Here is a 797-nt window from a genome sequence, read left to right as displayed (position 1 = left end):
CCGCGACGAGGCGGCGGTTGCCGGTGCACTCTACCAGGCTGACGGTGTGGTAAATCTGGTCGGCGCGTTCGACGGCGACCTGCGCGGGCTGATGGGTGATGCCGCAGGCCGGATCGCCCGGCTGGCGACCGCCGGCGGGGCACGGTCGATGATCCACGTCAGCGCAATCGGCGCGGATGCAGGCAGCGAATCGGGCTATGCCCGGGCCAAGGCCCTGGGTGAGCAACTGGTGCTCGAAGCGTTCCCCGCGGCCACCGTGCTGCGCCCCTCGGTGGTCTTCGGCGACGACGACAATTTCCTCAACATGTTTGCGGGGATGATCCGCATGGCCCCGGTTCTGCCGGTGTTCGGGCCGGACTCGCGGCTTCAGCCCCTGCTGGTCGACGATCTTGCCGAAGCAATTGCCCGGGCCGTCGAGGATCCGGCGAAGTTCGGCGGCAAGATCTTCGAACTGGGCGGCCCCGAGACTGTGACCATTCTGGAGCTGAACCAGCGGATCGCTGCCGCACAGGGCCGCAATCGGCACTTCATCCCGATGCCCGATGCAGCCTCAGCCCTGTTCGCCGCCTTGCCGGGTACCCCGATGGGCCGCGACCAGTGGATCATGCTCAAGGAAGGCAGCGTCCCGTCGGGCAACCTGCCGGGCTTTGCCGACCTGGGGATTGAGCCGCGTCCGCTCGGGCTCTACCTTGACCGCTGGATGGAGCGCTACCGCAAGTACGGCCGCTTCACCAACCGCGCCAAGATGGCCTGATTTCTGGTTCGCGGCAGCGAACCGCGAAGAGATCACCCCAGCG

General features: G+C 67.4%; 1 protein-coding gene. It reads left to right on the top strand.

Features of this window, described 5'->3' with window-relative positions; genetic code table 11:
- Window positions 1–754: sugar nucleotide-binding protein (locus AC01FP_RS18250; RefSeq protein WP_474482253.1), on the top strand; the 754-nt coding region annotated here is incomplete at its 5' end.
- Between the last annotated feature and the right edge of the window lie 43 nt (window positions 755–797).

It is taken from the genome of Cyanobium sp. NIVA-CYA 375, assembly GCF_056108345.1.
Note: the sequence above shows the minus strand (reverse complement) of the source record. Positions and strands in the feature narration are given on the sequence as shown.